A 26,397-nucleotide genomic window follows, 5' to 3' on the forward strand; every position below is an offset into this window, starting at 1 on the left:
ACGCCGGAGGCGTGTCTTTTGTTGAGCCGGCGTAGGTGCCGGTTAGTTCTGGTGTTTCTTATGGTGTCGGATGACTTCCTGAATGATGAAATTCAGGAAAGCCTTGGCGAAATCGGGGTCCAGATCGGCCTCTTTCGCCAGGTCTTCTAGCCGTGCGATCTGCGCCGCTTCGCGCGATGGATCGGACGGGGGAAGGTCGTGTTCGGCCTTGAGCTTGCCAACGGCTTGCGTGTGCTTGAACCGCTCGCCCAGCGTATAGACAAGGATCGCATCCAGCCGATCGATGCTTTCGCGATGCTCTTTCAACAGCGTGGCAGCCTGTGTCACGGGGTTGGTCATTGGCCGGTCCTTTCGGTGGTCAGGTCAATCTGCGGGTGGCGCCAGATTTGAGCGTGCTTGCCCAGTAGCTCGGCATTTTCAAGCTCCAGCGTGGCTCCAAGGCGTTCTGCCAAAGCGCGCGAGCGGTCGTTGGCATGGGCGATGTACGAGATCACGCCGTTCAGCCCCTGTTGCCGCGCTGCATAGTGGCGTGCCGCTTGCGCCGCCTCAAATCCCAGCCCTTTGCCTTCGGCCTCGGCCATAAGGGTCCAGCCCAGCTCGGGCTCGGCCCAGCCGGGGGCATCGATCATACCGGCCCATCCAACAAACGCGCCGCTGGACATTTCGGTCAGGTGCCACAGGCCAAAGCCCTTCAGAGCCCAATGTCCAAGGCGTTTCACGAGCGAGTCCCAGCTGCCAAGCTCATCCTTGGGTCCGCCGACCATATGGCTGCGCTCAGTCGCGAAGAATGCTGTCATCGCAGGTAGATCGTCCAGATGTGGCGCGCGCAAGATCAGACGCTCGGTCTCGATGGTAGGGATGGTGAACGAGGTCATGCGTATGCCTCCATCCCGCCTTGTAGTTCATCTGGGTGCGGGTGGCGATAAACGACATCCTCGGGAGACGGGCGCGCTGCGTTTTGATCCTCAATTGCGCCGAGCCTCTGTGCCAAGGCGATTGAACGCGTGTTGGGCGCATCAATATAGCTGACCAGTGTTGCCAAACCGGCGTTTTGAAAAGCCCAGTCGCGCGCGGCGCATGCCGCTTCGAATGCAAAACCCTTGCCCTCATAGTCGGGGAAGATGCACCAGCCGATTTCCGTCTCGGGGAATTTCGGGGGTTTGTTGATCCCGACCTGGCCAATGAACTCACCGGTTTCCGTCAAGTCGACGGCCCATGCACCAAATCCGAGAAACTGCCAACTGGCTACGTCCGAGCCCAGCATTGACCACAGGTCCTGCGCCGAGTACGGCCCATCCATATATTTCGCCCACTCCGTCGCAAAAAGCGCTGCCATCGGCTCGAAGTCTTCGAGCCGGTGATGGCGCAGTGTAAGGCGCGTTGTGGTTATGGTGGGCGCGGTGCTCATTTACTTTTTCTTGCCGAACCCGCTGAGGCCCTGAGGCAGGCCCATGCCGCCGCCTAATCCGGGCAGGCCGCCGGGCATCTTGCCGCCCATCGCCTTAGCCGCTTGTTCCAACGCCTTGGGGTCCATGCCTGCAGCCATTTCCTCGGGCGAGGGGCCGCCTTTGCCGAACATGCCTTTCATGGCCTGTTTCAGCATCTTGCCTTTGCCCATCTTGCCCATCTTTTTCATCATGTCCGACATCTGTCGGTGCATCTTGAGCAGCTTGTTCAGGTCGCTGACCTCCATGCCCGAGCCTGCCGCGATCCGCTTTTTACGGCTCGCCTGCAATAGCTGAGGGTTGGCGCGTTCGCGTTTGGTCATCGACTGGATCATGGCGATCTGCTGACGCAGGATTTTGTCGTCCAGTCCTGCCTGGTCCATCTGTTTGGCCATTTTGCCCATGCCGGGCATCATGCCCATCATGCCCTGCATACCGCCCATCTGGATCATCTGTTCCAGCTGCATTTTCAGGTCGTTCATGTTGAACTGACCTTTGACCATGCGCTTCATCATGCGCTCGGTCTGTTCCATCTCCATCGTTTCCTGGGCCTTTTCGACCAAGGCAACAATGTCGCCCATGCCCAGAATACGACCGGCGATCCGGTCCGGCTCGAAGGTTTCGAGCGCGTCCATCTTTTCGCCCAGACCGACAAAGCGAATGGGCTTGCCGGTGACCGCGCGCATCGACAGCGCCGCACCACCGCGCCCGTCGCCGTCCATCCGCGTCAGGACCACGCCGGAGATGCCGACCTTGGCGTCGAATTCCTCGGCCACTTCAACGGCGACCTGACCGGTCAGGCCGTCGACGACCAGCAGAGTCTCGCGCGGGTCGACCGCGTTGCGGACCTGCTCGACCTCGTCCATCAGGACTTCGTCGATATGCAGACGGCCCGCGGTGTCGAGCATGTAGACGTCATATCCACCCAGCGTCGCTTGTTGCTTGGCACGCTTGGCGATATCGACGGGTTTCTGACCGGGCACGATCGGCAGCGTATCGACGCCGACCTGCGTGCCCAGAACAGCCAGCTGATCCATCGCCGCCGGACGATAAACGTCGAGCGAGGCCATCAGGACCTTCTTGCCCTCTTTCTCTTTCAGGCGTTTCGCCAGCTTACCGGTGGTGGTCGTCTTACCCGAGCCCTGCAGACCCACCATCAGGATCGGGGCAGGCGGGTTGTCGATCTTCAGCTTGCCGGGGTCTTCTTCGCCGCGCAGGGTATCGACCAGCGCGTCATGCACGATCTTGACGACCTGCTGGCCGGGGGTAATCGACTTAGTAACAGCCTGACCTGTCGCCTGTTCCTGAACCTTTTTGACGAAAGCGCGGGCTACTGGCAGCGAGACGTCGGCCTCAAGCAGCGCAACCCGGACCTCGCGCAGGGCGGTCTTGACGTCTTCTTCGGACAGAGCGCCCTGTTTGGTCAGCCGGTCAAAGACGCCAGAGAGGCGTTCGGATAGATTTTCAAACATGCCTTCGGCCTCCTTAGCCGGTTATCTGATGGCGTGCCCTACATAGGATGCGCCGGTTAAATGCACAAACGCCCCCACGGGCGAAACTCGCTGGTGGGGGGCGATCCCTGAACGACTCAAGGGACCGGAAGATCGAAAGGCTTCCGGATGTTTGGCGGTCATTTACGCCTTGGAGGCGGGTGAGTCAAGATAAGCTGTATCAAGGTGGCTGGTGTAGGGTACTCTGATCAAAACAAGCTTGGGGAGGGGGCAATGAAGGACGATCTTCCGCAAAAGACAACGGATTATGTTGGTGAAGTGACCAACACCGATATCTGGTCTGGTTTCGAGATACGGCCGGACGATATCTTTGTGTGCACGCCGCCTAAATGCGGCACGACGTGGACGCAGACCTTGGTGCGAATGTTGATCACGCAAACCGCTGATCCCGGCGTATACGACAACAAGATTTCACCATGGCTGGATTGCGGCTTTCGCGACAGGGAAGAGCAGGCAAAAACGCTGAACGCGCAAAGCCATCGGCGCTGCATCAAGACACATACGCCGCTGGACGGAATTACCTTCTCGCCTGATGCGCAGTATCTGGTTGTGCACCGCCATCCTGTCGACGTGCATTTCTCAATGCGCCGTCATGTTGAAAACATGAAGGACGATTGGCTGGATCACCTGTTCCCTGAAGATCTTTCGGAAGCTTTTGCAATGTTTCTGGACCGACCGGCTTCATCAAAAGGTACCGACGATCTGACACTTGGATCATTTATCCATCACTTCCGATCCTTTTGGACCTTCCGTGAATTGCCCAATATTCATTTCCTGCACTACGCAGAGCTTAGCCGCGATCTACCCGGACAAGTCTCGTGCCTGGCCAACATCATGGACACCGAGATCAGCCCGCAGCTGATCAATGACATCGCCGAGGCGGGCAGTTTCGGGTCGATGAAGAACAATGCGCAGCGTCTGGAGCAAACACCCGGGTTCACCAGTGGGTTTCACGACTTTGCACAGTTCTTTTCTTCGGGCACCAGCAACAAGTGGGAAGGCAAGCTGACGTCTGATGACATGGCCAGGTACGCCGCCCGCATGTCCGAGCTGGTTTCACCTGAAGAACGTCTGTGGTTGGAACGTGGTTTAGCCTCTAGCCCACGCTGACGTCTTGGTCGCCTTGGTTGGACGCGGGCAGCCAACCATTCACAGCTTCAGCCAGCCGATGTGAGCCTGACCCGCTGACATATGCCTCAACAATGGGATGGCGGCCAGCGCTCATTCCCTCGTCCAGGATCAGCACTGGGCGATACATCGTCGACGTGCGCTTGCCGTTTCTGGACTTTGTGCTTTCGACCTCGGCATGAGACAGGCTGGACAGCTTATGCTCGACGGCCTCATAGCCAAATACGGATTGGCGGCGGATCAGGATGCTGTTGTCACGACGATCCAACACGACCTGAACGCGTCGAACAAACGCGCAGAAAGCACCCAGGCCCATTCCGCCCCCAAAAACAGCGAAGAAGAGGCCAAACCAGATGCCCTCACCGCCTTCACTGGCCATGAACAGGCCGGCACCTACAAAGGCGAGTATGAAGAGGACCAGTGTGATGCTGATAAACCATGGCGTGTTCGACAGGATCAGTAGGTCAGGGGTGTTGCGCGTGACTTTCATGGCGGAACGCTACAGCACTTTCCGGCGCTGTTGAAGCAAAGCGCAACGCTTGCGCCTTTAATAAAAGTGCGCGCACGCGACAAACAATTCCTGCGGCAATGGATATATGTGGTCTTCCCGATCGCTGATTGCAGGCAGGGGCGTTCTGTGGCACAGCGCGGAAAATTCAGTGCAAGGAGACCGGGATGGACGCCTCATCTGCTTTTCAGGGCACGTTGCCTTTGACCTCTGATGCGTTGCTGGCGCAGCTGGATGATTGGGGTTTGGCCTATCGTCTTCATACACATGTGCCGCTGCGCACGGTCGAGGACTCGAAAGCAGTCGAAGATCAGTTCATGGTTCCCGGCGAAAATGCGTTACGGGTTAAGAACCTGTATTTGCGCGACAAGAAAAAGCGCAACTACTTAGTAACGCTCGAGCAGAACCGCGAAATCGATCTCAAGGCGCTGGGTGCGGAACTGGGTGTCGGAAACCTGTCTTTCGGGTCGGCAGACCGGCTGATGCAGAATCTCGGCATTCGTCCCGGGGCGGTCAGTCCGCTGGCGATGATCAACGGGGTTCAAAACAATGTCCGGTTCTTCATGGACGCAGCGGCCAAGCAAGCCGAAGTGATCTACATGCATCCGCTGGTCAATGACCGCACGGTGGCCCTGAAGCGGGCCGACGTGATGGCCTTCTTTGATCACATCGGATGTGAGGTGACCTGGCTGCCCTGATCACCCGAGCGCCTCTTTCAGCGCGGCAGAGACATGTGCGGCTGATGGGTTGACGAACAGGTGCCCTTCCGCCTCGAAAACCGGATCATCAAGATGAGCCGGAAACGCCAATGGCAGCTCGGTACAGGCCAACAGAATTGCCGTTCCGTTGGCTGCGTGTTTGTTGCAAAAAGCAAGCAATCTCGTACGCGCTGTATCGGACGCGCCGCCATAAAAGTCGCTGTCAATCATGGCCTGCATCTCGGTTATTTCAGGTTCGGGCAGGCGATTATTTGCAGTGATACCCTCGGCAGCCAACCGATCTGCGTAGTTCGTGGCCTGCATCGTCACAGAAGTTCCCAAGACCAGAGCCTCGGATGCGCCGGTGCTCGCCGTGGCGTCGGCGGTTGCGTCAAAGATACTGAGAATAGGCATGGAAACGCCTTGCCGGATTGCGTGCAGCCGGGCGTGCGGCGTATTTGAGGCGATGATTCCGAAGTCGCAGCCCGCGCGTTCCAAAGTCAGCAGAGCATCGCGGAACACGTTGTCAAATTCCGCCCAGCTTGCCTCATCGCCGGCAACGCCGCGCAAAGCGCGTGTCTTGGCCTGAGTGACGGATTCAATGGTTATCGGCGGGACTGGTAAAGGAGAGCTGTGACCCAGTTGCGCGAAGTGGCGCCCTGCGCCTTCCGCAATGGCCCGGTAATAATCGACGGTCGAAGCCCAGCCCACACCGCCCAGAATGCCGATTTTCTTCATAAGTAACGCCCAGCCTGCTCATTTGCATGAACGGCAGACTGGACGTTTCTATTCTTTTTGACCAGAGCCAATCAGGCTGCGAGCTCGGCAACGGCCTTGCGGGCGCTTTCCAATGCAGCTTCGGGGTTCACCGCCATCTGATCCGCAGCGATGACCTCTACGTCATGAATGCCGATAAAGCCCAGAACGTGGCGGGCATAGTTGGTGGCAAAATCCGCCTCGGACCCGACGGGGACACCACCAGAGGCAATCGCCAGAATGGCGCGTTTGCCTTCCAGCAAACCTTTGGGGCCGTTTTCAGTATAGGAAAAGGTCAAACCCGCGCGCGCAACCAAGTCTACCCAGGCTTTGAATGCAGCAGGAACCGAAAAGTTGTAGATCGGAAGCCCAATGACGATGGTGTCAGCGTCTTGCAGTTCGGACACCAGTTCGTCGGACAGGGCCAGTCGGTCACGCTGTACATCGTCGCGCTGATCGGCCGGGGTGAAGTTGGCGGCGATCCAGTCCTCGGTCAAAAGCGGCAGGGGTGTGGCCAGGTCGCGGCGGATGATGCGCTCTGCACCCAGCTGCTGGACCACACGGCCCGACAGATCGCGGGTCGTCGAGTCTACGCGGCGGGCGGATGAGTCGATGTGAAGGATAGTTTTGGGCATTGTTCAGGTCCTTTGGGTCAGGGAAATCTTGTCCTGCTCCCAATATGAATATTGCGTTTGTGAACAAAACTCGGATACATCAACAGTTATTGTTGGAAATTGCACAGTGACGTTATTACCATGGACAATTGGGACGAAGTGAGGACCGCCTATCAGGTGGCGCGTATGGGGACAGTCAGCGGCGCGGCCGAGGTTCTTGGTGTTCACCACGCCACCGTGATCCGCCATATTGATGCGATCGAGGCTCGGCTGGGTGTAAAATTGTTCCAGCGTCACGCACGCGGATACACACCGACCGAGGCGGGCGACGATCTGTTGCGCGTCGCACAGGCCACCGAAGATCAGTTCAACCAGCTTGTTGGTCGGATGAAGGGCCGGGGCGATGACGTTTCAGGCGAATTGGTGGTGACATCGCTTGGATCACTTGCGCCGTTGGTTGTGCCCACACTCACAGCGTTTCAAAAGATGCACCCGGATCTTATCGTGCGCTACCTGACCGGCGACCGGCTTTTCCGACTGGAATACGGCGAGGCGCATGTGGCGATCCGCGCGGGATCAGCCCCGGATCAGCCGGACAACGTTGTACAACCATTTCGACAAGAAGAAGTGGGCCTTTACGCCAGCACCGCATATGTCGAACGCTTTGGTAAACCGTCAGGTATTGAGGATTTCGGCAACCATCACTTCGTCAGTTCTGACGACGAAAGCAGCCGCGCGCCGTTCACCCGTTGGCTGCGTGCGACTGTTCCCGCGGGTCGCATAACCTTCCGCTGTACAAACAACTTCTGTATGCGCGAGGCTGTCCTGGCCGGGGCGGGTATAGGTTTCATGGCCCGCTGGGAAGCGGCCCGCCACGACAATCTGGTCGAGGTGATGGACCCGCTTCCTGAGTGGTTCGGGAACCTGTGGCTCGTGACCCACGTGGATTTACACCGCACTACCAAGGTGCAGGCGTTCCTCAGTTATCTCAAAGAAGAAGCCAAAGGTTGGCAGCCATGAGCCCTCAGGCCCGTGGTCATCTGGCCATGCTGACCTTTTCAGCCCTTGTTGCGGGCAGCTTTTCGCTGGGATCCATGATCGCGAACGAGATTGCGCCTGCCGCGCTGAATGCAGTCCGATTTGCGATTGCCGCTGTGGTGATCGGCGTGGCGGCTTTGGCCACAACTGGTTTGCCGCGCAGCGCTGCGCAAGCCCCGTGGCGTTACCTGGTGTTAGGTGGGTTATTTGCCACCTATTTCGTCCTGATGTTCTACGGATTGCAAACTGCCCCACCGGTCAGCGCTGCTGCGGTGTTCACCCTTACACCGGTTGTTTCAGCGGTCGCGGGATGGGTTTTGTTACGACAGATCACCACGCCGCGTATGGCGCTGGCTTTAACCATTGGGGCCGTAGGGGCACTTTGGGTGATCTTTCGAGCCGACTGGCAGATGTTCCGCGCCTTTGAGATAGGGGGTGGTGAGATCATCTATTTCTGGGGATGTGTCGCCCACGCAATCTATACGCCGATGGTTCGCAAACTGAATCGTGGTGAACCGGCCGTGGTGTTCACCTTTGGCACTTTGGTCGCCGGATGCCTGCTTCTGACCGTGTTTGGTTGGTCTGATCTGAAGGCAACCCACTGGAGTGCGCTGCCGGCCATCGTTTGGATTGGTTTGCTTTACATCTCGTTCTTTGCAACGGCTGCCAGCTTTGTATTGGTGCAGTTCTCGTCTTTGAGGCTGCCGTCAGCGAAGGTCATGGCTTATACCTACTTGGTACCAAGTTGGGTAATTCTTTGGGAAATCGCTTTGGGCAAAGCTGTACCCACAGGCTTGATATTGGGCGGTGTTGCGCTGACAGTCATCGCTCTGCTGATGCTGTTGAAAGAGGAAGCGCCGCGTGCAATGCCGGTGCGAAGGACCGCAGAATAGCGCTGCACTTTCGCTAGAAGGTGCTTCCAGCCTCAAATGCATTCCAAATGTAGAATTTGTTGAGCCAGATCAAGGTTCGGGGCAGGTCCCTCCAATACACTGAGATTTAGGTGAGAGGAGGAGATTATGTTTAAGCATATCATGCTGCCGATAGACCGGCACCTGCCGCCCGAAGTCCGTAAAGCTGCTGATATCGCGGCGCAAGTTGCGAAATGGCAAGGTGCTAAAATCACTCTGGTCAGCGTCACCGGCGCCCATTTGGGTGAATCCACAACAACCGAAGCCGAGATCGACAAGGATCTTGCGAAGTTTACTGAAACGCTCGCCGCCGAAAGCGGTGCTAAAGTTGCCACTCGCAAAATTCATTCTGTCGACGTCGCCGCCGAAGTGGACAGCGACCTGACCCGGGCCGCAGAAGAGCTGGGCGCTGATCTGATCATCGTGGGAACCCACGCTCCTCGGATCACCGACTATATCTTTTCAAGTCACGCGGGTTATCTGGCCAAACATGCCAGCATGTCGGTTTTTGTGGTGCGTTAAGCGTCGTCCGACGTCGGAAGCTCAACTTCCAAAAACCGTTCGAACGCGTCCAGATTGACGGGTTCGAATTGTCCGAACCCCTGCATCCAAACCGAAGCGGCGCGCAGGGCGTCGGGCTCCAGCTTGCACCATTTCACCCGTCCGCGTTTTTCCTGAGAAATCAATCCGGCCTTGGTCAGGATAACCAAATGTTTTGAGATCGCGGCCAATGACATCTCAAAAGGTTCGGCGACATCTGTCACGGCCATGTCGTCCTCTAGCAGCATTGCCAGAATTGCACGGCGCGTGGGGTCGGCCAGGGCAGCAAACACAATGTCGAGCGGATCAGTCATTGCCCTGTCATAACCGCTTGGGGCAAGGGCGGAAAGGGCGTTACAGCATCGGATGGCGATAGTCGTAGGTGGGGAACCGCAGGTTTAGCTGCTCTGTCGCGCTTGCGGTCAGGCCGATGTCGCGGGCCATACGCGCGTTTGGGGGCAAAGGTGTCGCATTAGTACGAGAGCGCGAAGCTGGGCGACACTTCTGCAGTATACGTTTAATAAACTGATGCGAAACTATGGAGAAACTTCTTTGAGTCTTTTCCATGATTGCTCCTTTGTCACTGTATTTACGAAAAAATGCGTGAATTCGAGCAGCCAATCAAAATCAATTACTTGACTTATTATGTGCTAAAAAAGCACATATTTGGGATGGCCCGTGTATTACCTCCACTGAACGCACTGAAAGCATTTGAAGCGGCCGGACGGCACGAAAGCTTCAGCCGTGCAGCCGACGAGTTGAACGTCAGCCATTCGGCCATTAGCCGCCATGTGCGTGGGTTAGAGGACCGGCTTGGCGTCTCGTTGTTTCGGGATTTGCCCCGTGGGGTCGAACTGACCTTGGAAGGGCGAGGCTTGCTGTTGCGGGTGATGAGTGCGCTTGATGAAATCGCCGAGGCCACTGAGATCGTTCGTCAAAGGCCAGAAGGCACACTCACCATCAGTTGTGAGCCGCTGTTCGCCATGAAATACCTTATCCCCCGGCTGCCGGGTTTCTATTCAGCCTTCCCAGGGGTCCAGCTAAGGCTGGAGGCCTCACGCGCGCTGGCGGATGTCGAACGACATGATGCGGATCTGGCGATCCGGTTTGCGCATCGCGGTGTGCTGGATATTCCGTCCGACCTGATCAGTGATGAACCACTTTTTACCTATGCCACGCCGGATCTGAGGCCCGAGGGATGGGACAGCCCCGAACAGGTGCTGAACTATCGTTTGTATCGCGATCGGATCGGAGAAGTCTGGCCGCGCTGGGCAGAAGTGGCCGGGTTTGAAATGCCACAGTCCGGCATGAACGGTTGGCGGATGGAAACGGATCTGTCTCTGACGGCAGCCGTTAGCGGGCTGGGCGTTTTTCTCGGATCAGAGGACTGCGTTCTGAGTGATCTGCAAGCTGGGCGCTTGATCCGGTGCTTTCCCATCGGATTCCGAGAGGGCAGTTTCCGGCTGGTTCTGGGCGCTGGTGCGGTGCGCCGCAGAACGGTACAGGCGTTCCGAACGTGGTTGCTGGATGAAAGTGCAAACCTGCGCGGCCAACCCATCCTGCGGGAATAATCAACTCTTTGGTTGAATATGCAGATTCAATGCATTTTGAGGCTTCGGAAGGTTTCGGTGTCTCTCCGACATCATGTCGGTGTCGAAAAAGTAATTTAAAAACAATATCTTAAAATGCGTCAATCGGCGCGTTCAAGAGCGTTGACTCTGCGCCCGTCGCGCCTTAGCACCATGCCCAAGACTGTACGAGGGAAACGCCCGTGACCGATGACGACCAAAAGCAGCGTATGGCGCAGCTGGAGGCCAAGATCGAAGCGGCGAAAAAGGCCAAAGCGCCCAAGCCTCGTGCAGATGCTGACGTGTCCGGGGGCGAGCTTGCCTGGAGGATGGTCATCGAAATGGTATCCGGTCTGGGGATCGGATTTGGCATCGGATACGGGCTGGACAGCCTGCTCGGGACGATCCCGATCTTTCTGGTGCTGTTCACATTGCTGGGCCTTGTCGCGGGCGTGAAGGTTATGCTCCGCAGCGCGAAGGAGGTTCAAGAGAAACAAACGGCGGCAACGGCTGCCGAGAAGGACGAGAGGGACTGAACGTGGCAACTGAGACCACCGCAGCAGAAGGCAGCAGCCTGGTTTTCCACCCGATGGATCAGTTCATCGTGAAACCGTTGTTCGGCGACGGTGCGGTCGGCATGTTCACTGTGACCAACGTGACCCTGTGGCTGTTCTTCGCGATCCTGGCGGTAATCGCCCTGCTGGTGCTGCCGACGTCCAAACGCGCGATTGTCCCCACGCGGATGCAGTCTGTTGCAGAGCTGACTTATGGCTTCATCTACAAAATGCTGGAAGACATCTGCGGCAAGGAAGGCGTTAAGTTCTTCCCTTATGTCATGACTCTGTTCATGTTCATCGTCTGCGCGAACTTCCTGGGCCTGATCCCGACATCGTTCACCACCACATCGCATTTCGCCGTGACCATCCCGCTGGCGTTGGCCGTGTTCCTGACCGTGACGGTTCTGGGCTTCGTCAAAAACGGCGCCGCGTTCCTGGGTCTGTTCTGGGTGTCCAGCGCACCGATGGCACTGCGTCCGATCCTGGCGATCATCGAGCTGATCTCGTACTTCGTACGTCCTGTCAGCCACTCTATTCGTCTTGCCGGTAACGTCATGGCGGGCCACGCGGTTATCAAGGTTTTCGCAGGCTTTGCTGCGATTGCCGTGATCTCGCCCGTGTCCGTTCTGGCGATTACTGCAATGTATGGTCTTGAGGTCCTTGTGTCCTTCATTCAGGCCTACGTTTTCACCATTCTGACCTGTGTTTACCTGAAAGATGCGCTGCATCCTTCGCACTAAGGTCCGATACCCAAACATCGAAACTTCCAATTCGTAAGGAGATACATCATGGAAGGCGATCTCGCACACATCGGCGCAGGCCTGGCAGCAATCGGTTCCGGCGCAGCCGCAATCGGGGTGGGCAACGTTGCAGGCAACTTCCTGGCCGGCGCCCTGCGCAACCCTTCGGCGGCTGCTTCGCAGACCGCAACCCTCTTCATCGGTATCGCGTTCGCAGAAGCCCTGGGGATCTTCGCATTCCTGGTCTCGCTGCTGCTGATGTTCGCCGTCTAATCTGCGGAACCTGATCCTTACGCGCAGGTGGGCCCAAGCCATAGCGGCCCACCTGTTGTAAAGACAACGTTCCGACGGAGGACATCATGGCGACTGAACCCATTACGAAAGAAGTAGCTGGCTCGTGCGTTGACTCCTATGGCTCTGCCATCGGTATGCCGCAGCTCTGCTTCGATTGGTTCCCCAACCAGATTTTCTGGCTGGTCATTACGCTGGTCGTCATCTTTCTGGTCCTGTCCCGCGTGGCTCTGCCTCGCATCGCGGCAATCCTGGCTGAACGTCAGGGGACCATTACCAACGACCTGGCTGCGGCCGAAGATCTGAAGGCCAAGGCGGTCGAGGCTGAAGAAGCCTACAACAAATCCCTGGCCGATGCCCGTTCTGAGGCACAGCGTATCGCAGCGGAAGCCCGCGCCGAAATTCAGGCTGGTCTGGATGACGCGATTGCAAAGGCGGACGCGGAAATCGCTGCAAAAGCGGCTGAATCGGAAAAGGCAATTGCCGAAATCCGAGCCGGTGCGCTGGAAAGCATTCAAGTGGTTGCCAAGGACACGGCTGCCGAACTGGTCACAGCACTTGGCGGCGAAGCGGATGCGGATGCCATTGCCGGTGCCGTAGATGCGCAGACGAAAGGATAAGTGACATGCGGAACACTCTTGCTCTTATCCTGACATTTGGTGCGGCCAGCCCGGCCTTTGCGGCCAAAGGCCCGTTCTTCTCGCTTGGCAACACGGACTTTGTCGTCCTTCTGGGCTTCATCGTCTTCATTGCGGTTCTGTTCTACTTCAAGGTCCCCGGCATGATCGGTGGGGCGCTGGACAATCGTGCCGAAGGCATCAAGTCCGAGCTGGACGAAGCACGCGCCCTGCACGAAGAAGCACGCAGTTTGCTAGCATCGTACGAGCGCAAGCAGCGCGAAGTTCAGGGGCAGGCCGATGCCATCGTTGCCGCGGCCAAGGAAGACGCGGCTCTGGCAGCGGAACAGGCGAAGGTTGACCTTGAAAAGTCGATTGAACGCCGCCTGGCTGCAGCTCAGGATCAGATCGCTTCGGCTGAAGCGTCTGCTGTGAAAGAAGTGCGTGATCAGGCCGTTTCGGTCGCAGTTGCTGCGGCGGGTTCGGTTCTGGCCAAGCAAATGACCGCAGCACAAGCCAACAAACTGATCGACGCGTCGATTGCAGATGTAGGCACCAAGCTGCACTGACGGTTGACCCGCCAGACAAATGATACAGTTGACCCGGGGGCGTTTCGCTTTCGGGTCTTTTGTTTTGTGGCGAGTTCTGCTTGATTTGAAGCATACTCCGAATCCTGCCAACCGTTGGGGAACTGGTCGACAGGGAAACTTTGCAGCTAGCGTGAAAATACAGGGAAAGACAGACCGTGTCGGGCGACGCAGTTTCGATGAATATTGTAGGCGTGGTCAGAAATGGTGGCGCGGCGTTGATCGACACGATCAACAGGGTTCAAAACCTGTCTGCTCAGTTGCACCGGTATTCGGTCATCATTGCGACCAACGACAATTCGGACGATACGAACCGTGTATTGAACGACTACGCCGAAAGAAACCGGCATGTCGACATCATTCAGCTGGACGGGCTTGTTTCTAGATTTCCTGACCGGATTGAGCGCATCACTGCGGCAAGAAATGCCATACTCAACAGGCTGGAAGCAAAAGACGATGACAACGAGTTGACCCTGGTGCTGGATCTGAATGGTCCGAATACGTGCCTGGACGTTCAGGCGGTTCTGACCGCCGCAAAAAGGGTCACTCCTTTGTGGGAAGGCGTCTTTGCCAATTCCAAACCTGCATATTACGACATTTATGCTCTGCGCTGCCCCGGCTGGTGTGATGAAGACGTCTGGCAGCGCATTCAGAGCACGCGCAGGCCTTTGTTCGGGCGCCGGAAATGGCGCCGGGCGTTGCTGAAGTCAGCGGTTTATGACCGCCAATTCCATATTCCAACCGAAACCCCGCTTATACCGGTCGACAGCGCGTTTGGAGGTGCCGGGTTGTACAAAACCCGTGCGCTCCGGGGCTTGCGCTATTCTTGCCGCGACGAAAAGGGGCAGCGGGTGTGCGAACATGTGATGCTTCACAAACGGCTTCGGGACCGTGGCGCAAGGCTGTTCATTGACCCGGCCCTGACAACAGTGGCCCTTGATCGTCATTTGGGAGAAGGCAGTGGAAAACCCTTTCCGCGCCACCTGCTCCCCGCTGCAACAGGGGCCGCTTAGTCGCGGCGTTTTCCACATTCGACCGGCAAATAATGGTGGCGCTTAGGCCCGCCCGGTTTCATGTTGCAAACGTTGCTGCGCAATAGATTCGTTTCGATCCGTCTTCCTTTGATCGGCCATGCAACGTTCGACAAAATCAAGGTGCTGTTCAATTGCGGTGCGCGCGGCTAAAGGACTGCGCGCCTGTAACGCGTCATTGATGGCCCGATGCTGGTCCAAAATCGCTTCGCGCGTGGCGCGCTGTTGGAACATCGTCTGACGGTTGTAGAACACGCCCTGCACCAACAAATCATACATCGAGCGCATCATATGCAACATGATGACATTATGGCTGGCCTCGATGATGGCCATATGGAATTCAGCATCCAGTTGCGCCTCGTCATCCGCTGCATTCCGGTCGTGGGCCGCTTGCATCTTGTCAAAGATCGCCTGTACCACTTTCAGGTCGCTTTCGGATCCTTGGCGCGCAGCCCTTTCCGCTGCCAACCCTTCCATGTCGCGGCGAAAAGACAGGTAATCAAACACCGCTTCGTCATGACTGCCGAACAAACGGATCAGCGCAGGGGAAAAGGCCGATCCCAGAACCTCGGCCACGTAGATCCCAGATCCAGCCTTGGCGGTCAGCAATCCTTGCGCCTGAAGCTCAGATATTGCGTCGCGTAGGGACGGGCGGGACACACCCATCCGCTCGGCCAGTTCACGTTCCGAGGGTAGACGTTCGCCAGGGCGCAGGATGCCGCGCAGGATCAGAAGCTCGATCTGGCGAACGACGGCAAGCGAGAGTTTTTCGGTTTCAACTTTGTGAAAGGGCATGTTGTTTCCGCAATTGGTCAAGTCATTTGACCACGGACATGGGGCACGTTCAAGAACACCTGTTCACATCGGCTGAAATAATAGGTCAGCATTATTGACTTTAAATCATCTGGCAATAGGCTGCCCGAAACTGAGATCGGAGGAGCCTCATGTCCCAACATCCCTTGTTTGCCACCCGGGCTTCCCGGATGAAGGCATCAGAAATCCGAGAGCTGCTGAAACTGCTCGACCAACCAGGGATCATTTCGTTTGCGGGCGGCATTCCGGATCCAGCATTTTTCCCAGCCGACGCGTTTGCACAGGCGTTTCAGGCAGCGCTGGGGCCAGAGACACAAGCGCAGGCACTGCAATATTCGGTCAGCGAAGGTTATGTCCCGCTGCGCAAATGGCTGGCGCAGCACATGCGTGAAATCGGAGTGGCGTGTGACATCGACAACATTCTGATCACGTCGGGATCGCAGCAGGCGCTGGATTATCTTGGCAAGCTGTTTTTGTCGCCCGGCGACACCGCCCTGGTTGGTTGGCCCACCTATCTGGGCGCGCTTGCAGCGTTCAATGCGTATGAACCCCGGTTTGATCGGCTGAACGGCAACAGCGGGGCCGCAGAATACAAGGCAGCAGCCGGGGACGGGGCGGTGAAATTCGCTTACCTGTCGGCGGATTTTGCCAACCCAACCGGCGAAACTCTGGATCTGCAAGGCAGGGAGGCTTTGTTGGATCTGGCAGAAGAGTTGGATTGCGCCATAATCGAAGACGGGGCCTATCAGGCGTTGCGCTATGACGGGGATCCGATCCCACCGATCCTGTCTTTGGAGCTGGCCCGCAAAGGATCAATTGAAGACTGCCGGACGATCTATTGTGGCAGCTTTTCAAAAACCCTGTCTCCTGGGCTGCGCATGGGCTGGGTCGTGGCGCCCAAGCCGATCATATCTCAGTTGGTTTTGTTGAAGCAGGCGGCGGACCTGCATTCGGCGACCATAAACCAAATGGCCGTTCATGACGTGGCGCAAGCGTGTTTTGACAGCCATATTCCCCAAGTGCGTGCGGTTTATCAAAACCGTCGCGATGTGATGCTGGACGCGTTGGAACAGCATATGCCCAACGGGGTCGAGTGGACCCGGCCCGAGGGCGGTATGTTCATCTGGGTCACGCTGCCTGCAGGGGTCAGTGGGTCTGAATTGCTGGCGCGTGCGTTGGACACGGTGAAAGTGGCGTTTGTGCCGGGTCAGGCATTCTTCCCGGATGGCAGCGGCGCCAATACCATTCGACTTAGCTTTTCAAATTCTGACGAGGCAGCAATCCGCGAAGGTATTCGTCGGTTGGGTGAAGTACTGCGGGCCTGATACGCAGAAAGGATCTGTTAACCAAAATGCTGCAACTCTGCGGCATGATCCGGTGTCTTGCCCCTTTGTTGTTGGCCGCATGTGCGGCCGGAACCCCTCATTTCCGCGAAGTGCCTGCCACGCGGGTGGCGGTGAATGGCAGCGTATTCGACGTGCGCGTGCGCGGTGAGCTGGCCGAAGCGGTTCGGGTCAACGCGCAATACGCACCACGGCTGGGTCCGGTCCGAGACCGGGCCGCCCTTGCGATGGCTCAGGTTTCGGGTTGTCCGATTCTGGATGTGCTGGGCGATGCGGCGGTAACGGTTGGTGTTTTGGGCTGTGATCGAGACGCGGGCGAGCGGTTGCTGCTGACTGCTGTTTCTACGCCCAACTATGAATGCATCGACTATGGCATCTACGAAAACGTTGGGGATGACTACGGCTATCAGGTCTTTGAGTGCACCCCATATTGATATACGCGTGTTCTTGGGTATTTCGGCAAGATATTGTGGATAAGTCAAAATGATATCCCATATCCTGCGCAACTCCGTTGACTCGGACCCTATCCCTTGCGCAGACTTTGAACTCATAGGAATCAAGGGACACGCTGCCATTGCGTTTCAGCAAGCTCAAACTGACCGGCTTCAAAAGCTTTGTTGATCCGACCGATCTGATCATCGCAGACGGGCTGACCGGTGTGGTGGGGCCTAATGGCTGTGGCAAGTCCAATCTTCTGGAAGCATTGCGTTGGGTGATGGGTGAAAACCGGCCCAAATCCATGCGTGGTGGCGCGATGGAAGACGTGATCTTCGCGGGTGCGGCCACGCGTCCTGCACGCAATTTTGCCGAGGTCGTCCTGACCATGGACAACTCGGAACGTCTTGCGCCATCTGGGTTCAACGACAGCGATCAGTTGGAGATCGTAAGGCGCATCACCCGCGACGTTGGCAGCGCATACAAGACCAACGGCAAGGATGTGCGCGCGCGCGATGTACAGATGCTGTTCGCCGATGCTTCGACGGGGGCGCATTCGCCTGCGCTGGTCGGGCAGAACCGCATCGCCGAATTGATCAACGCCAAACCCCGCGCTCGCCGCCGCATTCTGGAAGAAGCTGCTGGGATCTCGGGCCTGTATCAGCGTCGGCACGAAGCCGAGCTAAAGCTGAAAGGCACCGAGGCGAACCTGACCCGCGTCGATGACGTTCTGGAACAGCTTGGTGGGCAATTGGCTCAACTGGCGCGCCAAGCCCGTCAGGCCGCGCGATACCGTGAAATCGGCGAACAACTGCGTCAGGCCGAAGGGATGCTGCTGTATCGACGCTGGAAAGAGGCTGATATGGCCCGCCAGCAGGCAGAGGAAAAGCTGCGCGAACGTATAACCGAAGCTTCCCGTGCCGAGGCCGAGGCGCGCGCTGCCGCTGCAAAACGTGCCGAGATCGAAGAAACTTTGCCGCCACTCCGTGAAGAAGAGGCAATCGCAGCTGCGGTTCTGCAACGTCAGCAGGTGCAGCGCGATCAACTATCGGATCAGGAAACCCGCGCGCGGCAGACCATTGAGACGCTGACAAACCGTATTCAGCAGCTTGGCCACGATATTGAGCGTGAAGCCGGTCTGAACCGAGACGCAGGTCAAATGATTGAGCGCCTGGAATGGGAAGCGCGCGAGCTGGCAAAGGCCGCTGAAGGCCATGACGAGAAAGTGGCTGAGGCGGCAGAAATCGCGCGTGAGGCAGCCTCGATCCTGCAAAACCGCGAAGACCACCTGTCACAACAAACCGAGGACATGGCCCGTCTGGTCGCCCGGCACCAGTCAGCCCAACGTTTGGTCGAAGACAGCCGTAAGACATTGGCCCGGTCTGAGGGTGAGGAGGAAAAGGCACGGCAGGCAGTGGATGAGGCCAAAACTGCCTTGACCCGCGCAAGCGAGGCGTTTGAAGCCGCCCAGGAAGGTGAGGAAAAAGCCCGCGAAGCCGCGGAAGCCGCCGAAGAGGCTCTGGCAGCTGCGGATGAGCTGCGCAATGAAACGCAAGCGCGCGAGGCCGAAGCACGCGCGCAGCGTTCTGAGGCCGAAGGTGAGCTTGGCGCGATCCGGGCTGAAACCACGGCGCTGGCCAAGCTGGTGGAACGTGACACTGCCGAAGGTGGTCAAGTGCTGGATCTGCTGCGCGTCGCGCCGGGCTTTGAAAAGGCTCTGGGCGCGGCCCTGGCCGATGATCTACGCGCGCCCTTGGTTGAGGGCGATGGCCCTTCTGGCTGGGTGCAGGTGGCAGGATATGACAGCGATCAGCCTTTGTCGGATGGGGTCGAACCGCTGGCGCTTCACGTCTCGGGTCCGGATCGTCTCAGCCGTCGGATTGCACAGATCGGTCTTGTGGATGCCGATCAGGGCGCGCGTTTGCAAGCAGCGCTGAAACCGGGCCAACGGTTGGTGTCCCGTTCGGGTGATTTGTGGCGCTGGGACGGCTTCCGTGCATGGGCCGAGGATGCCCCAAGCGCAGCTGCACTGCGTTTAGAGCAACTCAACAAGCTGGAAGCACTCAAGCAGGAACTGACACGCACCGAGGCGCAGGCAGATGGCGCCCGTGCCGCGCATGAAGCGCTGTCCAGGCAATTGGCGGATGTGACCGAGGCAGACCGCCGTGCGCGAGAAGCCCGCCGTGCTGCGGATCAGCGCATGGCCGAAACTGCGCGCTTGCTTAGCCGCGCCGAAGCGGATCGTAATCTGGCGCAGGGTAAACTGGAGACCCTGACCCTTGCCGTAGATCGCCACAAAGAAGACGCTATGGCGGCCCGCGCACAACTGCGCGAAGCCGAGGGCGCATTGAGCGGCTTGGGCGATCTCGACAGTGCACGTGCTGAGGTCGAGGACATCAAACAAACTGTCGAGGCGGCCCGGATCACGATGCTGACCCACCGCTCGACCCATGATGAGCTGCGTCGTGAGGGGGACGCGCGCACCCGCCGCTCGCAGGAGGTCACAAAAGACCTCAGCGGGTGGCGGCATAGATTGGAAACCGCTGAAAAACGGATCTCGGAACTGGCTGAGCGCAAGGAAAGCTCGGAAGAGGAGCTGGCCGACGCCATGGCCGCCCCCGGTGAGATTGCTGAAGCGCGGGAAGAGCTGAACGAATTGATCGAAGCCGCCGAAGCGCGCCGGGCAGAGGCTGCAGACAAGCTGGCCGAGGCTGAGACCCAGCAGCGTGAGGTTGTTCTGGCTGAACGTGAAGCGGAACGCCTTGCGTCGGAAGCGCGCGAAAGCCGCGCGGCGGCCGAGGCGCGCTGTGATGCGGCAAAGGAAAGTGTGGTCGCTGCAGCAGAACGGATCGCCGAGGATCAACAGCTAACCCCGAACCAGTTGCTGAATCAGCTGGATGTGAACCCCGACCAGATGCCTGCTGCAGATGCTCTGGAATCCGAGGTGAACCGCCACAAGCGCCAACGCGACGCCATGGGTGCGGTGAACCTGCGGGCGGAAGAAGACAGCAAAGAAGTTCAGGAAGAGTTCGACACGCTCAGCAGCGAAAAGGCCGATCTGGAAGAGGCGATCAAAGCCCTGCGCAGCGGCATCGCCAGCCTCAACCGCGAAGGACGCGAACGGTTGTTGACCGCTTTTGAACAGGTGAATTCGAACTTCGCTATGTTGTTCAAGCACCTGTTTGGGGGTGGTGAGGCCAATCTGGTCATGGTCGAAAGCGACGATCCGCTGGATGCGGGTCTTGAGATCATGTGCCAGCCGCCGGGCAAGAAACTGTCGACCCTCAGCCTGTTATCTGGCGGGGAACAGACCCTTACCGCGACCGCGTTGATCTTTGGTGTGTTCTTGGCCAATCCCGCACCGATCTGTGTTTTGGACGAGGTCGACGCGCCGCTGGACGACGCCAACGTCACGCGCTTCTGCGATCTGCTGGACGAGATGTGCCGCCAGACCGATACGCGGTTCCTGATCATCACGCACCACGCAGTGACAATGGCGCGGATGGACCGATTGTTCGGTGTCACGATGCAGGAACAAGGCGTAAGCCAGTTGGTCTCGGTTGATCTGAAAAAGGCCGAACAGATGGTCGCGTGACCGTTCACTGCAAGTTTATGACGTTTGCGCTTGGATCGCGCTAACTTGGGCGCATGACACGATTTCTAATCCCCGCCCTGTTCGTAGCCAGTTCAGCTTATGCTGCAGACTGGCCTTTAAAGTCCGGGGACATTCCCCTGACATCAGCAGAGCTTGACGCTTTGGCAGGCCAAACATTCACCTTCTACGATGACGGTCAGGCCAAATTCTCGGCCGGTGGGGCCTATTCCTACACGTATGCCAGCGGAGACTCGGCTTTTGGCACATATTCCATCGCCGAGGACGGCAGCGTCTGTATCGCCTATCGCAACGGATTCAGCCGGTGTGATCTTTATGTAAGAAGCGGTGAGCGGCTGATCCTGATTGATCAGAAAGGAGACCGCTATCCCGTCCGGCCTGAGTAAATCTTTTCTGAATTGAGATACATAACCTAAGCGCAAAGCTGGTGTTCTCTTCATTTTGGTGGGAAATCTTGCCACACTGAACCGACGACCATTCCAGTCAATGGCTTAGGAGGGGATTGAACCTGTGGCAGAAGACACCGACGACCGGCTCGCTTTGGGTAAAAACCGCGGGTCGCATGGCCGCCAACAGGACGAGGGTGTTCTGGTTATTCGCACGATAGCGATGCCTGCAGACACCAATCCGGCCGGTGACATTTTTGGCGGTTGGCTGATGTCGCAAATGGATTTGGCGGCAGGCAATATGGCGGCGCGCGTGGCGCAGGGGCGAACAGCGACCGTTTCCGTCGAGGCGATGCAGTTCCTGCACCCGGTCAAGGTTGGGGACGAAGTGACGCTGTATACGACGCTGACGCATGTTGGGCGCACATCCATTCGTGTTCACGTGGATGTCTGGGCACGCCCGAGGCAATCGCAGAATGGAAAAAAGGTTACAGAAGCCGAGTTCGTGTTCGTCGCTTTGGACGAAAACGGTGCGCCGCGCCCGGTGTTCGACGACAGTTAAGCGCGGCGTGTCAGGCTAAAGCCGGTTCAGTAAGTCGACCGTTGGCCAGGCATCGGCGGGCAGGCCCAAGCGGACCTGTTCGGCCTGCACCGCAGCGCGTGTTCCGGCCCCCAGAATCCCGTCGATCTTGCCCACATTATACCCTTTGGCTTGCAGTTTGGTTTGCAGCTCTTTCATCTGCGCTCCGTTCAAACCTTGCGCCGGATTGCCTACGTCATAGATCTGCGCGCCTTCCAGTCTTGTACCAAAATAGGCGGCGGTCAGAACGTAGACAAAGCTTTGATTCCATTCGAAATAGACGTCGAAATTCGGGTAGGCTAAAAATGCCGGACCATTGCGCCCTTGCGGCAGGATTAGCGAGGCTGGCAGGTTGGCCAACGACCCGCTACGCGCCTGTACGCCCATGGCTTGCCAATCGGCCACCGAGCGGGGTTTACCCGGGCCGGACAGGGACCAGTCCATTTGAGCGGGCACCGTGACCTCTTGCAACCATGGCTCGCCCGCGCGCCAGCCCAGATGCGACAGCATTTTGCCCCCGGACATCAGCGCATCAGCGGCCGAGGTTTTCAGACGGACATGCCCGTCACCATCACCATCGACGCCGTTTTCCAAAATGTCGCGCGGCAGCATTTGGACCATGCCAATCTCTCCGGCCCATGCACCAGTCGTGCGGGCCGGGTCGAAATCGCCGTTTTGATACAGTTCGATAGCGGCGAAGATTTGCGGGCGAAACAATTCGGGCCTGCGGCAGTCGTGCGCCAAAGTCACCAGCGCGTTGCGGGTGTTGAAGTCCCCCTGGAACGAGCCATAGTCAGTCTCGAACGCCCAGAAGGCCAGCAGCACCCCGCGTGAGATACCGTATTCCTGTTCGATCCGGTCAAAGACCGCATCATATTTACGCGACATGGCTTGCCCGCGCTCTATCCGGTTGGCTGAAATCAGGCGGCGCGAAAACTCAATGAACGGTTTCTGAAACACCCCTTGCGCCCGGTCGGCCCTGAGCACCGCATTGTCTTGCTGCACACCTTTGAAAAATGCGTTCACGGTGGATTTGTCAAAGCCTTGTTGCATGGCTTCGGTCTTCAAGCCTTTGACAAAGGAATTGAACCCACCCCCACATTGGGCAAAGGCAGGAGAAGCAAGCAAAGCGGCGGCAACTAGGCCGGAAAGAAAACGCATGAAGGGACCCGTCAGAAAACCAGATTGACCCCAACCCACACCGACACGAGCCCAAGCGCAAGCCCCCAAACGCTCCACAACATGTGACATGCGCGGAAAACCTCCGCCGCCCCGATCTCGCGCGGCGCGTCGCCATTGACCCAGGCCAGGTCCCGCAGCTTTCCATCATAGCTGCGTGGCCCGGCAAGGGCGACGTTCAGCGCGCGGGCCATCGCGGCCTCGGGCCAGCCTGCATTGGGTGAGATATGGCGGCGCGCATCCCCAACAATTTCGCGCCAGCGCGACCGTTGGCCTGAGAGCGCCACGACCAGCACACAAGTCAGCCGGGCGGGGATCAGGTTCAGCAAGTCATCGAACCGGGCCGAAGCCCAGCCAAATTCGCTGTACTTTTCATTGCGATACCCGATCATGCTGTCGGCAGTGTTCGCGGCTTTGTAGACCAAGAGCCCCGGCAACCCGGCGACGAGAAACCAGAAAGCAGGCGCAATGACCCCGTCGCTGAGGTTTTCTGCCGCGCTTTCGATGGCCGACCGTGCCACCTGCGCCTCGGTCATGTCGCGGGTATCGCGTGAGACGATCATCGCCACCTGTGCCCGCCCCTCGGTCAGCGAAGTCAACAGCCCGTCACCCACAGCACGCACATGCGTGACCAGAGATTTCTGTGCCAGCAGGATCGCGCAAACCAGAATCTCGACCACCGGTCCCAGCAACGAAAGCGCCCAGCCAAGCCCCCATGCGCCGCAAAGCAACAGGATCAGCACGAAAACGCCTTTCAATCGTCGCGTATTTCCGTGATTCAGCCGTTTGTCCAACCAGCCAATCAGATTGCCGATCATCACTGCGGGGTGTTTGACGCGAGACCAGAGCCAGTCAGGCTCTCCCAGTGCGGCGTCCAGGCACATGGCGCAGACCAGCATCAGGCCAACGCTCACAGCGCGGCCTCCAATCTGTCCCATCCGTCCTTGGGTGGCAGGCCCAGGCGCAGATAGATGGTTGAATAGGGGAAAATGCGGCTCCAGATATGGTTCTGTGCCAGCCTGTCCTGCCAATTGGCGGCGTCGTCGACTTTGTACAGGCGAAACAGGCTGGTGCCACCAACGATCTGAGCACCCTTGGTAGTAACCAGCGCATCCAGCCGCGCGGCCTCTTGAGTCAGACGCTCGCGTGTGGCGTCAGCCCAACCGTTGTCTGACAAGGCTTGGGTTCCAATGCGCAGGGCAGGGCCCGACACGGACCACGGACCGGTCAAATCGTTTAGCCGGTTGATCAGGTCTGGCCGTCCGATGGCAAATCCCAGACGCATTCCAGCCAGTCCCCAGAACTTGCCAAAGCTTTTTAGCACGATCACACCGGGGCGGTCCGCCAGATGTATCAGAGACGCATCCGGCGTGACGTCGCAGAAGCTTTCATCAATTACGGTTAACGGCGCAGTGACATCGCTTTCCCGCCAGATCCGTCCGTCGGGGTTGTTCGGATGCACGATCACACGGGCGTCTCCAGCTGTGTCGGCCTGAACATTCCAACCCTGAGCTGAAAAGGCGGCCGCGTGTTCGTTATAGGTGGGTGGCGTGATCTGAACCGTGCCGGATGTGGCCAGCGCTGGGATACGGGCGATGATGGCGGATGCTCCTGGTGCGGGAAGGATCGCCGCGCCCTTTGGCACGTTCCAAAACCGGCGCGCGGCCTCGCTCAGGCGTTCAAAAGCCCCGTGGTCTGGCAGTTCCGTCCAATCCTCTGCTGTAAGCCCAGATATCTCATACGGGTGCGGGTTGATGCCGGTCGACAGATCGATCCAGTTGGCGCGTTGACCGCCATATTTGACAATCGCCCTGTCCAGTCCGCCGCCGTGGTCGCGCACGGCGCGAGGGTCCAGACCGTGATCCAATGTGCTCATCTGTTCTCTCTGTGGGAAATGACCGGTTTTGGCGCGTTTCAAGCGGATTTTCGCCTCTTACACAAGCAAATCCGTGTGATCACGGACCTGTGGGGCCGCTGTTAACACTTTGTTAAGGAAATAACGAGATCACGGACCACGGGGGTCGGCACCACTCACCATATCAAGTGCCGAGGTTGTTGCAAATGAAAGTTCTGATTGTTGAGAGTAACCCCGACCTTGGTCGGGTCTGGAAAAGGCATCTGGAGCGGCAAGGCGCCGAGGTCACGCTGGTCGAGACGCAGGAGGCCGCCATTCTGGCGCTGTATGGCACGGATTTTGAAATCATCGTGCTGGATCTGGTTTTGGAAAGCGGCAGTGCGTTGGCTGTGGCTGATTTTGCCAGCTATCGTCGCCCCGAGGCGCGGGTGATCTTTGTCACCAACACCACCTTCTTTTCGGACGGCTCGATCTTTGCCCACAGCCCGAATGCCTGTGCCTATGTACAAAGTGAAACGCCGCCAGAAGATCTGGCGGCGATGGTGGAGCATTACGCAGCAGGGCGTTGACCGCGTCCGTGCGGTTCCATGTATTCCAGAACCGGATTGGTCGGGATGATCCGGTGCGGATTGATGCTGTCATGGCTGTAGTGATAGTGGCGCACGATATGGTTCATGTTGACCGTGGGCGCGACACTCGGCCATTGATACAACTCGCGGGTATAGGCCCAAAGATTGGGGTAATCGATAAGGCGACGTTTGTTGCACTTGAAATGCAAGTGATAGACCGGATCAAAGCGGATCAATGTCGTGAACAGACGCCAGTCAGCCTCGGTGATCCGGTCTCCCATCAAATACCGATTGCGGGACAGGCGGTCCTCCAGCCAGTCCAGTGTGTTGAACAGCGGGCCCACCGCTGCGTCATAGGCTTCTTGCGAGGTGGCAAAGCCCGATTTGTAGACGCCGTTGTTCACGTCTGAATAGATGCGGGCGTTGACCTCTTCGATCTCGTCCCGCATCGCCTCGGGCCAGTAGTCATCGGTGTTGCCGGTGATCCCGTTGAAGGCCGAATTGAACATGCGGATGATTTCCGAACTCTCGTTCGAGACAATGGTTTCCTGCTGCTTGTCCCACAGGATCGGCACCGTGACCCGACCGGAATACGACGGATCGGCCTTGGTATAGATTTGATGCGCGAAGTCCATGCCGTAAAGATCGTCACCTGTTGCGCCATGATCGTCGGTCACAAAGGTCCAGCCTTTGTCCAGCATGTCAGGGTGCACAACTGAGACAGAGATCAGGTCAGTTAGCTCTTTCAATTCGCGAAAGATCAGGGTGCGGTGCGCCCAGGGGCAGGCGTGACTGACATAGAGATGATAGCGCCCGGGTTCAGCCTTGAATCCGCCCTTGCCGGACGGCCCCGCGCTTCCATCAGCCGATAACCAGTTGCGAAATTGCGCCGCGCTGCGTTTGAACGCGCCTCCCGTAGACTTTGTGTCATACCAAGTGTCATGCCATGTTCCGTCGACCAGCAGGCCCATTTCTTTTCCTCCGCGTAGGCGTTTGACCAAAGATAGGTCCAAGCCTGCCCTGTGCCTATCCGAACGCCCGCGCAACTGCTCTGCATTCGCGCACAATCGGGGCTGGGATTTCT

At 58.0% G+C, this 26,397-nt stretch carries 31 protein-coding genes; 18 read left to right on the forward strand and 13 right to left on the reverse strand.

The annotated features are described in order from the left end of the window. Nucleotides 1–42 precede the first annotated feature (42 nt). From GS646_RS03065 to ffh, 4 genes are read right to left on the reverse strand one after another with little or no spacing between them, the layout of a single operon-like run. Nucleotides 43–339 (reverse strand): chorismate mutase, encoded by a 297-nt coding sequence (locus GS646_RS03065; protein ID WP_050605269.1) that lies wholly within the window; start codon nucleotides 337–339, stop codon nucleotides 43–45. Beyond that, on the reverse strand, nucleotides 336–875 hold the full coding sequence (locus tag GS646_RS03070; protein ID WP_171188866.1) for a GNAT family N-acetyltransferase: 540 nt from the start codon (nucleotides 873–875) through the stop codon (nucleotides 336–338). Before GS646_RS03070 ends, GS646_RS03065 begins: the two co-directional genes overlap by 4 nt. Then, nucleotides 872–1,408 carry a GNAT family N-acetyltransferase gene (locus GS646_RS03075; protein WP_171188868.1) on the reverse strand — a complete coding sequence of 179 codons (537 nt, stop codon included), beginning with the start codon at nucleotides 1,406–1,408 and terminating at the stop codon, nucleotides 872–874. Before GS646_RS03075 ends, GS646_RS03070 begins: the two co-directional genes overlap by 4 nt. Further along, nucleotides 1,409–2,917 (reverse strand): signal recognition particle protein, encoded by a 1,509-nt coding sequence (ffh, locus tag GS646_RS03080; RefSeq protein ID WP_171188870.1) that lies wholly within the window; start codon nucleotides 2,915–2,917, stop codon nucleotides 1,409–1,411. Nucleotides 2,918–3,169: 252 nt separating this feature from the next. On the opposite strand from ffh, the gene GS646_RS03085 reads away from it, so the two are divergent. Next, nucleotides 3,170–4,066, forward strand: coding sequence for a sulfotransferase domain-containing protein (locus GS646_RS03085; protein ID WP_171648493.1), 897 nt, complete (start codon nucleotides 3,170–3,172; stop codon nucleotides 4,064–4,066). Here GS646_RS03085 and GS646_RS03090 read toward each other — a convergent pair. Then, the gene (locus GS646_RS03090; protein ID WP_171648491.1) at nucleotides 4,053–4,574 is read right to left on the reverse strand and encodes a hypothetical protein; all 522 of its coding nucleotides are present in this window, start codon (nucleotides 4,572–4,574) and stop codon (nucleotides 4,053–4,055) included. The genes GS646_RS03085 and GS646_RS03090 overlap by 14 nt on opposite strands. 185 nt (nucleotides 4,575–4,759) lie before the next feature. Here GS646_RS03090 and GS646_RS03095 point away from each other — a divergent pair, with 185 nt between their 5' ends. Further along, the gene (locus GS646_RS03095) at nucleotides 4,760–5,290 is read left to right on the forward strand and encodes a prolyl-tRNA synthetase associated domain-containing protein (RefSeq protein WP_171188875.1); all 531 of its coding nucleotides are present in this window, start codon (nucleotides 4,760–4,762) and stop codon (nucleotides 5,288–5,290) included. Here GS646_RS03095 and GS646_RS03100 read toward each other — a convergent pair whose 3' ends face one another. Together GS646_RS03100 and GS646_RS03105 are read right to left on the reverse strand one after the other, a co-directional pair. After that, nucleotides 5,291–6,028, reverse strand: a complete 738-nt coding sequence (locus GS646_RS03100; protein ID WP_171648489.1) for an aspartate/glutamate racemase family protein — start codon at nucleotides 6,026–6,028, stop codon at nucleotides 5,291–5,293. Nucleotides 6,029–6,099: 71 nt separating this feature from the next. After that, a complete protein-coding gene (locus GS646_RS03105) occupies nucleotides 6,100–6,681 on the reverse strand; it encodes an FMN-dependent NADH-azoreductase (protein ID WP_171188879.1) in 582 nt (193 codons plus the stop codon). A 120-nt stretch (nucleotides 6,682–6,801) separates the two neighbouring features. Between GS646_RS03105 and GS646_RS03110 the strand changes: the two genes are divergently transcribed. The 3 genes from GS646_RS03110 to GS646_RS03120 all read left to right on the forward strand — a co-directional run bounded on the left by GS646_RS03110 (nucleotide 6,802) and on the right by GS646_RS03120 (nucleotide 9,131). Next, nucleotides 6,802–7,680, forward strand: a complete 879-nt coding sequence (locus GS646_RS03110; protein WP_171096187.1) for a LysR family transcriptional regulator — start codon at nucleotides 6,802–6,804, stop codon at nucleotides 7,678–7,680. After that, nucleotides 7,677–8,591, forward strand: a complete 915-nt coding sequence (locus GS646_RS03115; protein WP_171648487.1) for a DMT family transporter — start codon at nucleotides 7,677–7,679, stop codon at nucleotides 8,589–8,591. The genes GS646_RS03110 and GS646_RS03115 overlap by 4 nt, the downstream gene beginning before the upstream one ends. A 126-nt stretch (nucleotides 8,592–8,717) precedes the next feature. Continuing rightward, a complete protein-coding gene (locus tag GS646_RS03120; RefSeq protein WP_171096183.1) occupies nucleotides 8,718–9,131 on the forward strand; it encodes a universal stress protein in 414 nt (137 codons plus the stop codon). Here the strand turns inward: GS646_RS03120 and GS646_RS03125 are convergent. Further along, the gene (locus GS646_RS03125) at nucleotides 9,128–9,463 is read right to left on the reverse strand and encodes a metalloregulator ArsR/SmtB family transcription factor (protein WP_171188883.1); all 336 of its coding nucleotides are present in this window, start codon (nucleotides 9,461–9,463) and stop codon (nucleotides 9,128–9,130) included. The genes GS646_RS03120 and GS646_RS03125 overlap by 4 nt on opposite strands. 357 nt (nucleotides 9,464–9,820) lie before the next feature. Here GS646_RS03125 and GS646_RS03130 point away from each other — a divergent pair, with 357 nt between their 5' ends. The 7 genes from GS646_RS03130 (at nucleotide 9,821) to GS646_RS03160 (ending at nucleotide 14,522) form a co-directional block, all read left to right on the forward strand. After that, nucleotides 9,821–10,720, forward strand: a complete 900-nt coding sequence (locus GS646_RS03130) for a LysR substrate-binding domain-containing protein (protein WP_171188885.1) — start codon at nucleotides 9,821–9,823, stop codon at nucleotides 10,718–10,720. A gap of 200 nt (nucleotides 10,721–10,920) precedes the next feature. Next, complete coding sequence (locus tag GS646_RS03135) at nucleotides 10,921–11,253, forward strand: AtpZ/AtpI family protein (protein ID WP_152457046.1); 333 nt, start codon at nucleotides 10,921–10,923, stop codon at nucleotides 11,251–11,253. A gap of 2 nt (nucleotides 11,254–11,255) precedes the next feature. Next, complete coding sequence (locus GS646_RS03140) at nucleotides 11,256–12,014, forward strand: F0F1 ATP synthase subunit A (RefSeq protein WP_171188887.1); 759 nt, start codon at nucleotides 11,256–11,258, stop codon at nucleotides 12,012–12,014. A gap of 48 nt (nucleotides 12,015–12,062) precedes the next feature. After that, on the forward strand, nucleotides 12,063–12,287 hold the full coding sequence (locus GS646_RS03145; protein WP_005981269.1) for a F0F1 ATP synthase subunit C: 225 nt from the start codon (nucleotides 12,063–12,065) through the stop codon (nucleotides 12,285–12,287). Between the two features lie 86 nt (nucleotides 12,288–12,373). Next, nucleotides 12,374–12,925 carry a F0F1 ATP synthase subunit B' gene (locus tag GS646_RS03150; RefSeq protein ID WP_171188889.1) on the forward strand — a complete coding sequence of 184 codons (552 nt, stop codon included), beginning with the start codon at nucleotides 12,374–12,376 and terminating at the stop codon, nucleotides 12,923–12,925. A gap of 5 nt (nucleotides 12,926–12,930) precedes the next feature. After that, complete coding sequence (locus tag GS646_RS03155; RefSeq protein WP_171096173.1) at nucleotides 12,931–13,491, forward strand: F0F1 ATP synthase subunit B; 561 nt, start codon at nucleotides 12,931–12,933, stop codon at nucleotides 13,489–13,491. Between the two features lie 176 nt (nucleotides 13,492–13,667). Then, nucleotides 13,668–14,522 carry a hypothetical protein gene (locus GS646_RS03160; RefSeq protein ID WP_171188891.1) on the forward strand — a complete coding sequence of 285 codons (855 nt, stop codon included), beginning with the start codon at nucleotides 13,668–13,670 and terminating at the stop codon, nucleotides 14,520–14,522. Between the two features lie 42 nt (nucleotides 14,523–14,564). On the opposite strand, the gene GS646_RS03165 is transcribed toward GS646_RS03160, so the two are convergent. Then, nucleotides 14,565–15,335, reverse strand: coding sequence for a FadR/GntR family transcriptional regulator (locus GS646_RS03165; RefSeq protein ID WP_171096168.1), 771 nt, complete (start codon nucleotides 15,333–15,335; stop codon nucleotides 14,565–14,567). A 149-nt stretch (nucleotides 15,336–15,484) separates the two neighbouring features. Here GS646_RS03165 and GS646_RS03170 point away from each other — a divergent pair, with 149 nt between their 5' ends. From GS646_RS03170 to GS646_RS03190, 5 genes are all read left to right on the forward strand, one after another. Beyond that, the gene (locus GS646_RS03170; protein ID WP_171188893.1) at nucleotides 15,485–16,678 is read left to right on the forward strand and encodes a PLP-dependent aminotransferase family protein; all 1,194 of its coding nucleotides are present in this window, start codon (nucleotides 15,485–15,487) and stop codon (nucleotides 16,676–16,678) included. Nucleotides 16,679–16,704: 26 nt separating this feature from the next. Next, a complete protein-coding gene (locus GS646_RS03175) occupies nucleotides 16,705–17,130 on the forward strand; it encodes a hypothetical protein (protein WP_253746761.1) in 426 nt (141 codons plus the stop codon). Nucleotides 17,131–17,270: 140 nt separating this feature from the next. Next, nucleotides 17,271–20,726, forward strand: a complete 3,456-nt coding sequence (locus GS646_RS03180) for a chromosome segregation SMC family protein (RefSeq protein WP_171648483.1) — start codon at nucleotides 17,271–17,273, stop codon at nucleotides 20,724–20,726. Nucleotides 20,727–20,779: 53 nt separating this feature from the next. After that, nucleotides 20,780–21,130, forward strand: coding sequence for a hypothetical protein (locus tag GS646_RS03185; RefSeq protein ID WP_171188896.1), 351 nt, complete (start codon nucleotides 20,780–20,782; stop codon nucleotides 21,128–21,130). A gap of 223 nt (nucleotides 21,131–21,353) precedes the next feature. Next, the gene (locus GS646_RS03190) at nucleotides 21,354–21,692 is read left to right on the forward strand and encodes an acyl-CoA thioesterase (RefSeq protein WP_171188978.1); all 339 of its coding nucleotides are present in this window, start codon (nucleotides 21,354–21,356) and stop codon (nucleotides 21,690–21,692) included. Between the two features lie 15 nt (nucleotides 21,693–21,707). Here the strand turns inward: GS646_RS03190 and GS646_RS03195 are convergent, their stop codons facing one another. Genes GS646_RS03195 through GS646_RS03205 form a run of 3 tightly spaced genes read right to left on the reverse strand, consistent with a single transcriptional unit; the run spans nucleotide 21,708 to nucleotide 24,765 of the window. Then, nucleotides 21,708–22,871, reverse strand: a complete 1,164-nt coding sequence (locus GS646_RS03195) for a lytic murein transglycosylase (RefSeq protein WP_171188898.1) — start codon at nucleotides 22,869–22,871, stop codon at nucleotides 21,708–21,710. A gap of 11 nt (nucleotides 22,872–22,882) precedes the next feature. Continuing rightward, nucleotides 22,883–23,803, reverse strand: a complete 921-nt coding sequence (gene cbiB / locus GS646_RS03200; protein ID WP_171188900.1) for an adenosylcobinamide-phosphate synthase CbiB — start codon at nucleotides 23,801–23,803, stop codon at nucleotides 22,883–22,885. Next, nucleotides 23,800–24,765: a threonine-phosphate decarboxylase gene (locus GS646_RS03205; protein WP_171648481.1), complete on the reverse strand. Its 966-nt coding sequence runs from the start codon at nucleotides 24,763–24,765 to the stop codon at nucleotides 23,800–23,802. Before GS646_RS03205 ends, cbiB begins: the two co-directional genes overlap by 4 nt. A gap of 185 nt (nucleotides 24,766–24,950) precedes the next feature. On the opposite strand from GS646_RS03205, the gene GS646_RS03210 reads away from it, so the two are divergent. Then, entirely contained in the window at nucleotides 24,951–25,313 is a 363-nt protein-coding gene (locus GS646_RS03210) for a response regulator transcription factor (protein ID WP_171096153.1), read from the forward strand. On the opposite strand, the gene GS646_RS03215 is transcribed toward GS646_RS03210, so the two are convergent. After that, entirely contained in the window at nucleotides 25,295–26,284 is a 990-nt protein-coding gene (locus GS646_RS03215) for a glutathione S-transferase family protein (protein WP_171188904.1), read from the reverse strand. The genes GS646_RS03210 and GS646_RS03215 overlap by 19 nt on opposite strands. Nucleotides 26,285–26,397: the final 113 nt, after the last annotated feature.

It is taken from the genome of Ruegeria sp. HKCCD4315, from assembly GCF_013112245.1.
Classification (GTDB): domain Bacteria; phylum Pseudomonadota; class Alphaproteobacteria; order Rhodobacterales; family Rhodobacteraceae; genus Ruegeria.